The organism is Agromyces sp. CCNWLW203 (genome assembly GCF_036576125.1).
GTDB lineage: Bacteria > Actinomycetota > Actinomycetes > Actinomycetales > Microbacteriaceae > Agromyces.
In genome coordinates this window covers 233,814-243,608 of the sequence record NZ_JAZHYX010000008.1, presented here as the reverse complement: position 1 = coordinate 243,608, position 9,795 = coordinate 233,814, and the positions used below count along the sequence as shown (strand labels likewise).

6 protein-coding genes are annotated in these 9,795 nt (G+C 71.9%); 4 read left to right on the top strand and 2 right to left on the bottom strand.

Annotated features, from left to right (window positions below; all coding sequences use genetic code 11):
* The first annotated feature begins 228 nt into the window (after positions 1–228).
* Positions 229–660: a YdeI/OmpD-associated family protein gene (locus tag VPH61_RS17725; RefSeq protein WP_332064834.1), complete on the top strand. Its 432-nt coding sequence runs from the start codon at positions 229–231 to the stop codon at positions 658–660.
* Between the two features lie 208 nt (positions 661–868).
* Here VPH61_RS17725 and VPH61_RS17720 read toward each other — a convergent pair whose 3' ends face one another.
* Together VPH61_RS17720 and VPH61_RS17715 are read right to left on the bottom strand one after the other, a co-directional pair.
* Positions 869–4,495, bottom strand: coding sequence for a TM0106 family RecB-like putative nuclease (locus VPH61_RS17720; RefSeq protein WP_332064833.1), 3,627 nt, complete (start codon positions 4,493–4,495; stop codon positions 869–871).
* A gap of 92 nt (positions 4,496–4,587) precedes the next feature.
* Positions 4,588–5,220 carry a TetR/AcrR family transcriptional regulator gene (locus VPH61_RS17715; RefSeq protein WP_332064832.1) on the bottom strand — a complete coding sequence of 211 codons (633 nt, stop codon included), beginning with the start codon at positions 5,218–5,220 and terminating at the stop codon, positions 4,588–4,590.
* 106 nt (positions 5,221–5,326) lie between these two features.
* Here VPH61_RS17715 and VPH61_RS17710 point away from each other — a divergent pair, with 106 nt between their 5' ends.
* From VPH61_RS17710 to VPH61_RS17700, 3 genes are read left to right on the top strand one after another with little or no spacing between them, the layout of a single operon-like run.
* Positions 5,327–6,961: a purine-cytosine permease family protein gene (locus tag VPH61_RS17710; RefSeq protein ID WP_332064831.1), complete on the top strand. Its 1,635-nt coding sequence runs from the start codon at positions 5,327–5,329 to the stop codon at positions 6,959–6,961.
* On the top strand, positions 6,958–7,992 hold the full coding sequence (locus tag VPH61_RS17705) for an agmatine deiminase family protein (RefSeq protein WP_332064830.1): 1,035 nt from the start codon (positions 6,958–6,960) through the stop codon (positions 7,990–7,992). Before VPH61_RS17710 ends, VPH61_RS17705 begins: the two co-directional genes overlap by 4 nt.
* Positions 7,989–9,749: an amidase gene (locus tag VPH61_RS17700; RefSeq protein WP_332064829.1), complete on the top strand. Its 1,761-nt coding sequence runs from the start codon at positions 7,989–7,991 to the stop codon at positions 9,747–9,749. Before VPH61_RS17705 ends, VPH61_RS17700 begins: the two co-directional genes overlap by 4 nt.
* Positions 9,750–9,795: the final 46 nt, after the last annotated feature.

Here is a 9,795-nt window from a genome sequence, read left to right as displayed (position 1 = left end):
TGCCATACCCACCACACTGCCACCACCCACCGACATTCCGGGTGGCTCCGAAACATCCGCTCACCAGCGCTTTCAACTCAACCTGTCCTCCACAAGCGGCACCATGGCGAAGTTCTCCACAGCAGCGCGGAGGGAGCGGAGGTGGACGAGGATTGGAAGGAAACGGAGCGGCGAAGAAGGAGCGGGAACACTGGTCACGCGGCGGTGCGCAGTGGCAGACTCGAGCACATGCGATTCGAGACGACGATGTCCCAGATCGGCAACAACACCGGCATCGAGGTGCCGCCCGACGTGATCGAAGCGCTCGGCGGCGGCAAGAGACCGCCCGTCGTCGTGGTCGTGAACGGCTACGAGTACCGCAACACGGTCGCGGTCATGGGCGGACGGTTCATGATCTCGTTCAGCTCCGACAAGCGGGCGGCGACGGGCATCGCCGGCGGTGATCCGATCGTCGTCGACCTCGAACTCGACACCGCGCCGCGCACGGTCGAAGTACCGGCAGACCTTGCATCTGCGCTCGAGGCCGCCGGAGCTCGTGCAGCGTTCGACGCGCTCTCGCCGAGTGCGAGGAAGGCGCACGTCACTGCGGTCGAGGGCGCGAAGGCTGCCGAGACCCGTCAGCGTCGCATCGACGGCATCGCGGCGAAGCTCGCCGGCTGACGCCCGCGAGCGACGCGCGGGGGACGGCCGCCTGCGAGCGCCGAACGGAAGCGTGACGCCCTGCGACTGGCGCATGGTCGAGTGACGCCCTGCGAGCGCCGAGGGGGCGCGTGACGAGCGCCGAGCGCCGAGCGGACGCGCGACCCTCGCGAGCGACACGCAGACGCCCGACCCGTCGCGCACGAGCTCGGTGGGGCCACTCGCGCTGTCAGCCGCGCACAGGCACCAGCGACGGATCGCCCACGAGCTTCACGAACGCGCTGAGCTGTGCCACTCCCTCGGGCGTGTACGGCAGTGCGTCGAGCAGCCCGGGCGAGTAGAGCAGGTACGCCGCCCACTTCGCCCGTGAGATCGCGACGTTCAAGCGATTCTTCAGCAGCAGGAACTCCACCCCCCGGGGCGCCGCTGCCGCAGACGACGCAGCGAGCGACACGATCGCCACCGCGGCCTCCTGGCCCTGGAACTTGTCGACCGTGCCGACCGGCACCTCGGTGAACCCGGCCGCGTCGAGCGCGGCGCGCACGACGGTGAGCTGCGCGTTGTACGGCGTCACGACGATGAGGTCGCGCTGCGTCAGCGGCCGAGCGGATGCCACGCCTGGCCCCGCACCGGTCCGGGCACCTGATCCCGACCGGAGCCCCGCGGCATCCGTCGAACCGGTCGCGGCCACACCCTCGACCCACTCGCGCCCGAGCAGGGAGCGCGCCAGATCGACGACCGCGTGCGCCTCCTCGAGTGATGAGGTCGTGTTGCCGGCGTGTTCGATCGGCAGTGCCGTGAGGCCGGGCGCGACCCCGTCGAGACGACGGCGGGACGCGTCGGGGTGCGAGTGCAGCTCGCCGTCGTAGGAGAGACGCGACACGGGCTCGGCGACCGCGGGGTGCATGCGGCGGCTCTCGGCGAGGAAGTAGCCGAACTCGGCGGGAAGCACGTCGTGGCCGTCGTTGATCCAGCCGAGTGCCGAGGTGTCGATGGGTTCGGGGTGGTTGCCCTGGCTCACCTGCGGCAGCTGCTGCGGGTCGCCGAGCAGCAGCAGGCTGCGAGCCCCCACGGCGGAGGCGATCGTCGAGGCGAGCGAGAACTGGCCGGCCTCGTCGATGACGAGCAGGTCGAGCGAGCCCCGTGGCACGCGGTTCTCGTTCGAGAAGTCCCAGGCGGTGCCGCCGATCACGAACCCCGAGGTCTCGTGCGCGGCCGTGTACTCGGCGACACCGTTCTTCGCGATGAAAGTGTAGCCGTGGTTGCCCGGGTCCTTCATGTCTTTCGGCGCCTTCGCGACGAGCTCGGGGTCGAGGCGCGCCGCGACGACGGCGTCGAGCACGTTCTCGACCACGGCGTGCGACTGGGCGACGACGCCGATCTTCCACGCGTGACGCCCGACGAGCTCGGCGATCACATGCGAGGCGAGGTACGTCTTGCCGGTGCCCGGAGGGCCCTGCACCGCGAGGTACGAGTCGTCGAGGTCGCGGAGGGAGGCCGTGACGGCGGCGACGTAGTCATGGTCGGGTCCGAGGGGCACGAGCCCCCTGCCGCTGCGCGTGCGCGGTGGGATGCGCCGCAGCACGTCGACGGCAGGGTTCGCCGGCCAGCGCGGGAAGGCCCGGTCGACCTGCTGCGCCCACTCGAGGATCGCTCCCTGCTGACGACCCGCCGCCGGCGGGGTGCCGGGCGCGAGGGCGAACGGCAGTTCGTGCCACGTGACGCCGGCGATCGCGGTCTCTTCGATGAGCACGCCGTCGTCGAACACCTCGAGCACCCGCACCGAGTGCCAGGCCCGCGACCCCGGTCGCAGCGACTGGCTCGGGAACGGCGCCGGCGGTTCGTAGAGCGCGATCGGCTCACCGCCGATGCTGAACTTCGACCCCGGAGCGATGCGCCCGCGGAGGCGCACATGCCGCCGATCGACGCGGTGGTGGTCTTCGCGGTACCAGCGCTGCACCACGGCGGAGGCCGCGGGGTCGACGACGAGCACGTCGCGGTGATCCTCCCAGGCCTCGAGGGGCTGTTCGACGCGGAAGTAGTGCGACCACCAGAAGCTCTTCGCTTCGCGGTCGTGGTAATCGATGGCGGCCGCCGCCAGGGCGAGCGCGGTGTGGTCGGCGTCGCGGTCGGGGTCGTCGGGCGGGCCGGCGACCGACTGCAGGTGCACGGCGAGCGGCGTCGGCTCGTAGACCTTGCCCGCGGCCTTGGCCGCCTCGACGATGAGCGACTCGGGCACGGGGTCGACGCCGGCGTCGCGCGCGAGCCCGAGCAGCCAGTCGCGCAGGCGCAGCGTCGAGACGCAGTCGTACCGGTTGTAGTCGGCGAGGTCGTCGAGCACGTACTGCGCGGCTGCGGCTCCCGTGAGACCTGTGACCGGATCGGTCTCACCGGTCGCCGCGAGCTCGCGTGCCCGCACGTACTCGAGGATCGAGTCGCCGCCCGACTTCACGTCGGCCTCGCGCAGCTCGGTGCCCATGTAGAGCGGCTCGAGCTTCTTGATCGAGTACGAGCGGCTGCCGACGCGCACCGCACGCTTCACGATCGGGTAGAGGTCGACGAACACGCCGTCGGCGAGCAACTGGTCGACGGCGGACTCGCCGACGCCGTGCCGCGCGGCCATCGCGAGCAGGTGCGTGCGCTCGTAACTCGCGTAGTGGTAGATGTGCATGTTGGGGTGAGCGGCCCGGCGCAGCGCGACGAGCTCGAGGAACCGCACGAGGGCCACGCGCTCTTCGGCGAAGGAGTGCGCCCAGAGCGGGGTGAACCGCTCGGCGTCGTCGACCATGCCGAAGAGGTAGTCGAGTCCCCAGTCGTCGGCCGCGCCCTCGGTATACAGAGGGTCGCCCTCGAAGTCGAAGAACAGGTCGCCGGCGTCGGGTTCGGGGATCGCGGCGAGCGAGGCGGGGTCGCGCACGACGACGGGCGGCGGCAACGGCGGGTCGTCGGGGGAGCGGCGGCCCGAAGCGGCCGCGGCCAGCTCGGCCGACTCGGCCTCGAGCTGCAGTCGCGCCTGCACCCGCAGGTTCTCGATCGTCGCGTCGAGCACACCGGGCACGGGCCCGAAGGATGCCGCGAGATCGTCGATCGTCGTGATGCCCGCGTCGTGCAGGGCCGAGCGCTGCGTGACCCGGAGCCCGGCGACGAGCAGCACGTCGCGGTGCGCCTGCACCTCGAGGTCGCATGTGGGGCAGCGGCCGTCGAGGGCGTAGCGCGGATCGCCCCACGCGACGGGGCCGTCTTCGGCGAGGCGCTCGGCGACGATCTGCTCCAGCCGCTCGCGGCGAAGCCGGTAGACGGGCGCGATGTCGTCGAGCCGGTGCACGCTCGTGGTGCCGTCGCCGAGCAGCAGTTCGACGGTGTCGGCGCACGGCACGCCGGTGCGCTCGAGCTGTTCGGCGTAGGCGGCGAGCTGGAGGAGCGCCGTCACCCGTGCCCGGCGGGCGAGCTTCGAGTCTTGAACGAGGTAGCGGCCGTCGGGCTGGCGCACGATGAAGTCGGCGAAGCCGATGAATCCCTCGGCGGCGAACGTCGCCTGGAACACGACCGGCGCGCCGGCCGCGAACGCGGCCTGCGTCGCCTCGACGGCGGCGGCCACCGCTGCCGGATCGCGCACGTCGGGCCGCTCGATCTCGACGACGCCGGCGCCGAGGGACGCGCGGTAGTCGTCGAGCACCCGCAGCTCGTGCTGGTCGCCGAGGCGGCCGGAGCGCTCGAGCATCGCGTCTTCGGGGTCGGGCACCTTCTCGATGCGGCCGAGCTTCGCGTCGAGCGCGCGGAGGAAGGCGAACTCGCACTCGGAGGCCTTCTTCAGGTCGCTCGCGCTCGTGACGACCGAACCGTCGACCAGGTACATCCGGGCCCCTTCCGCCGCAGGCTCTCACCGTACCGGCGGCGACCGACATGCGAGCTGCTCACTGGGCTTCGAGACGGCGCTGGCGCGCCTCCTCACCCCGCGGGCACGGCGAGCGCCCCGCGCGGCAGGCCGAGCATGCCCTCGACGGCGGAGCCGAGCCGCGAGCCGCGGTGGCCCGAGTCCTCCCAGTGCACGAGCGCGTGGGCGTTCAGTCCGTCGATCATGCCGAGGAGCTGCCAGGCGACCGACGCCGGGTCATCCGTCTCGAAGTCGCCCGATGCCACGCCGGCGACGACGACGTCCTGCACGACGGTGCGCCAGTCGTCCATCTCTTCGCGCACGGCGCGCGCGAGCGCCTCGTTCCGGCGCCCGAGCGCCCAGGCCTCGACCCAGATGACGGTGACGTCGTCGCGCATGCCGTCGAGGAGGGTCGCGAGGAGCAGCGAGAGCCGTTCGCGCGGAGTGTCGCGACGCGCGATGAGCTCGCCGACCTCGGTGAGTTCGGCGCCGACGATGGCGCTGAAGGTGCTCGCGATGAGCGCGTCCATGTTGGGCTCGTAGTGCGCGACGAGTGCGGGCGTGACCCCGACGCGTGCGGCGACGCTGCGCAGCGTGACCGCGTACAGGCCGTGCTCGATGGCGACGTCGCGCGCCGCCGCCGCGACCTCGGCCGAGCGTTCGGCCGGGCTCTTGCGCGCGGCCTTCTTGCGGACCGGTGTTGACATGGTGACCTCGGCTGGGTATCGTCGCTGCAGCTTGTTGATCGTTTGATCAATAATAGATCGCGTCCCCGATCCTGTCGAGAGATCGACGACCAGAGAGTACTCAACGATGAGCAGAACCACCAACGCGGCCACGGATGTCGCAGCAGCGCGCCGCGCGAACGCGCCGGCCGCAGACGGGCCCACGGCCGACGCCGCACCCGCGGCCACGCCCACGCCCGCCCACGCCCCAGCGCCCGAGCACACGCCCACCCCGTCGACCACCGACCGGGCCGGCCACGTCGAGACCCACGGTGCCGACTTCATCCCCGAGAGCGAGCGCCACGGCAAGCCGCACGAGCTCTTCTGGGTCTGGATGTCGGCCAACGTCATCTACCTCTACTTCGTCGTCGGCGGCGTGCTGATGCTCCTCGGCCTCCCGCTCTGGGAGGCGCTGGCCATCACGGTGCTCGGCAACCTCTGGTGGGCCGCCGTCGGCCTGCTCGCGATCAGCGGACCCGCGTCGGGCACCCCGAGCGTCGCGATCATGCGCGCGATGTTCGGCATCCGCGGCAGCCGGGTCTTCGGCGCCGGCCTCGGCGTCGCGATCGGCATCTTCTACGAGATCATCAACATCGCGTTCGCGACCCTTGCCGCGCTCGCGCTCGTCGCGCAGCTCGGCATCGTGTTGCCGCCGGGAGCCGAGTGGGCCGTGCTCGTCGTCGTCGCCGCACTCAGCTTCGTGATCGGCGTCTACGGCCACGCCACGATCATGAAGCTCGCGCCGTACTTCTCGGCCGCGCTCGCCGTCGTCTTCATCGCGCTCGCCGTGTTCGTGTTCGGCGCGGCCGACTTCTCGTACGCGCCGGTTCCCCTCGACCCGGGCGAGCACTGGGCGATGCTGCTCCTCGGCTTCGCGATCGTGGCCTCCAGCCCGCTCTCGTGGGGCACGGGCGCCGACTACGCGCGCTACCTGCCGACGGATGTCTCGAAGCGCAAGGTCGCCATGTGGACCGCCCTCGGCGGCTTCATCCCGGCGATCTTCATCGGCACGCTCGGCGTCGTCGCGGGCACCGCGATCGACATGACCGACCCGCAGTTGACGATCGCCGAGATCGTGCCCGCATGGTTCACGCCCGTCTTCCTCGCGATGATCGTGCTCTCGAGCATCACGAACAACGTGCTCGTCGCCTACTCGACGGGTCTCTACGCCCAGGGGTTCGGACTCCGCCTCCCGCGCGCCCTCACCGTGATCGTCACCGGCGCGGTCGCCACCGCGGCCGCGGCCTGGCTGCTGTTCGTGGCTCCGAGCTTCCTCGATGCGCTGAACTCCTCGCTCGAGCTCGCCGTCACTGTGCTCGGCCCGCTCGTTGCGGTCTACGCCGTCGACATCGTGCTGCGCCGCAACCGCTACGACGGCCGGGCGCTCACCGACGAGCGCCGCGGCAGCCCGTTCTGGTATCGCGGTGGCGTGTTCTGGCCGGGCGTCGTCGCCATGGTCGGTGCGACCACCACGGCCGTGCTCATGGCCAACACGACCCTCTACGTCGGCCCGATCGCCGGCGCACTCGGCGGCGCCGACCTCTCGGCGATCGTCGGCCCGCTCCTCGCGGGCGGGTTGTACGCACTGCTCTGGCGCACGACGAAGCCCTACCGCGACCCGGCCGCGCGCCCCGCGCCCCTCGCCGAACACGCACTCGCCCGCAATGATGAGGAGACGGATGCCGCGGCATCCGCTCGCACCAACCAGGAGGTACCCGCATGACCTGGCGCATGCCCGCAGAGACCGCGCAGCACGAACGCACCTGGATGGCCTTCCCGCGCGAGGGGCTGACGCTCGGCGAGACCGAGTCCGAGCGGGAAGCCGGCTACGCCGCCTGGTCCGCGGTCGCGAACGCGATCGTGCCGTTCGAGCCGCTCACGATGGTCGTCGACCCGACCGAGACCGCGCGCGCCCGGCGCATGCTCGACGGCGCGATCGAGCTCGTCGAGGCGCCGCTCGACGAGTTCTGGATGCGCGACTTCGGCCCCACCTTCGTCGTCGACGACGAGCGCCCCGGCGTGCTCGGCGCCGTCGACTGGATCTTCAACGGCTGGGGCGCGCCCGAGTGGGCGGAGTGGACGAAGTCCGCCGAGATCGCCCGCTTCGTCGCAGGCCTGGTGGGCGCTGAGCTCGTGTCGAGTGTCCTCGTGAACGAGGGCGGCGGCATCCACGTCGACGGCGAGGGCACGGTGCTCGTCACCGACACGGTGCAGCTCGATCCGCGGCGAAACCCCTACGCCGACAAGGCCCGGGTCGAGGCCGAGCTCGCGCGCACGATCGGCACGACCAAGGCGATCTGGCTGCCGCGCGGCCTCGAGCGCGACTACGACGACTTCGGCACGAACGGACACGTCGACATCGTCGCCACGATCCCGTCGCCGGGCCGCCTGCTGCTGCACCGGCAGCAGAATCCGGAGCACCCCGACTTCGAGGTCACGCGTGCGCTTCGTGCGCAGCTCGAGACCGAGACGGATGCCGCAGGGCGCCCCTTCGACATCGTCGACCTGCCGGCCCCCGCGACGTTGCGCGACCACGAGGGCTTCGTCGACTGGAGCTACGTCAACCATCTTGTCGTGAACGAGGGCGTCATCGCCTGCGGCTTCGGCGAAGAGCGAGCGGATGCCGCGGCACGCGAGATCCTCGCGGAGGTCTACCCCGGCCGCCGGGTCGTCACCGTCGACTCGCGCGAGATCTTCGCCCGCGGCGGCGGCATCCACTGCATCACGCAGCAGCAGCCGGTGGTCGCTCGATGAGCCCGATCGACGTCGTCGAGGCCACGATCGCCGAGTTGCGCGCTGCCCTCGGGTCGGGGCACGTCACGGCGGTCGAGCTGCTCGACGCCTACCTCGCGCGCATCGCGGCGTTCGACGGCCCCGATACGCCGACCGCGCTGAACGCGCTCGTCGTCATGAACCCCGGCGCCCGCGCCGACGCGCTCGCGTCGGACGAGCGCCGAGCCGGGGGGGAGGTGCTCGGTCCGCTCGACGGCATCCCGTACACGGCGAAGGACAGCTACCTCGCGAAGGGCCTCACCGCAGCCGCGGGCTCGCCCGCCTTCGAGTACCTCGTGGCGCAGCGCGATGCCTTCACGATCGAACGCCTGCGCGGCGCGGGCGCCGTGCTCATCGGCCTGACGAACATGCCGCCGATGGCGAACGGCGGCATGCAGCGCGGCGTCTACGGCCGCGCTGAGAGCCCGTACAACGCCGAGTACCTCACCGCGGCCTTCGGCTCGGGGTCGTCGAACGGCTCGGGCACCGCCACCGCGGCGTCGTTCGCCGCGTTCGGACTCGGCGAGGAGACCTGGTCGTCGGGCCGGGCGCCGGCGTCGAACAACGGGCTCTGCGCGTACACGCCCTCGCGCGGCGTCATCTCGGTGCGCGGCAACTGGCCGCTCGTGCCCACGATGGACGTCGTCGTGCCGCACACCCGCACCATGGCCGACCTTTTCGAGGTGCTCGACGTGATCGTCGCCGACGACGCCGAGACGCGCGGTGACTTCTGGCGGGTGCAGCCGTGGATCGAGATCCCCGCGGCATCCGCTGTTCGCCCCGACTCGTACGCGGCCCTCGCGGGGCCCGCAACCGGCGCAGCGACGGATGCCGCGACCGACGCCCGCCCGCTCGCCGGCACCCGCATCGGCGCGCCGCGCATGTACGTCAACGGCGACCCCGAGGCCGGCACCGCCGAGCCCGGCCGCACTCCCGGCATCGGCGGCGCGACCGGGCAGCGCATCGAGACCCGCGCCTCGGTGATCGAGCTCTGGGAGGCGGCCCGCCGCTACCTCGAGGCCGCCGGCGCCGAGGTCGTGCTCGTCGATTTCCCGGTCGTGTCGAACTACGAGGGCGACCGCCCGGGCGCCCCGACGATCGCCACTCGCGGCCTCGTCAGCCCCGAGTACCTGCGCCGCGAGATCGTCGACCTCTCGGCCTGGGCGTGGAACGACTTCCTCGACGACAACGGCGACCCCGCGCTGCACGCGCTCGCCGACGTCGACGGCGAGCGCATCTTCCCGCAGCCCGAGGGCGCGCTGCCCGACCGCTATACGGGCTTCGACGACGACATCGCCGAGTATCCCGAGTGGGCGCGGGCGCACCCCGGAGCGACCCTTGCCGACATGCCCGAACTCGAGGCGGGGCTCCGCGGCCTCGAGGAGACCCGGCGCATCGACCTCGAGCAGTGGATGGACGACCTCGGCCTCGACGCCGTCGCCTTCCCCGCCGTCGCCGACGTCGGCCCGGCCGACATGGATGTGAACGAGGCATCCGCCGATCTCGGCTGGCGCAACGGCGTGTGGGTCGCGAACGGCAACCTCGTGCCGCGCCACCTCGGCATCCCGACCGTCACGGTGCCGATGGGGCTCATGCGTGACATCCGGATGCCGGTGGGCCTGACCTTCGCCGGCCGCGCCTACGACGACTCGGCGCTGCTCGCGCTCGCCGTGGCGTTCGAGGCGCTGCCGGCCTCGACGCCACGTCGCGTGGCGCCGCCGCGCACGCCGTCGCTCTGAGCGGGGCGCGGCGGGCGAAGGTTCACGACAGCCCGGGCTAGTCTGA

Coding starts and splice junctions, on each gene's coding strand:
- VPH61_RS17725 (WP_332064834.1), top strand. CDS start 229: ATGCGATTCGAGACGACGATGTCCCAGATCGGCAACAACACCGGCATC.
- VPH61_RS17720 (WP_332064833.1), bottom strand. CDS start 4,495: ATGTACCTGGTCGACGGTTCGGTCGTCACGAGCGCGAGCGACCTGAAG.
- VPH61_RS17715 (WP_332064832.1), bottom strand. CDS start 5,220: ATGTCAACACCGGTCCGCAAGAAGGCCGCGCGCAAGAGCCCGGCCGAA.
- VPH61_RS17710 (WP_332064831.1), top strand. CDS start 5,327: ATGAGCAGAACCACCAACGCGGCCACGGATGTCGCAGCAGCGCGCCGC.
- VPH61_RS17705 (WP_332064830.1), top strand. CDS start 6,958: ATGACCTGGCGCATGCCCGCAGAGACCGCGCAGCACGAACGCACCTGG.
- VPH61_RS17700 (WP_332064829.1), top strand. CDS start 7,989: ATGAGCCCGATCGACGTCGTCGAGGCCACGATCGCCGAGTTGCGCGCT.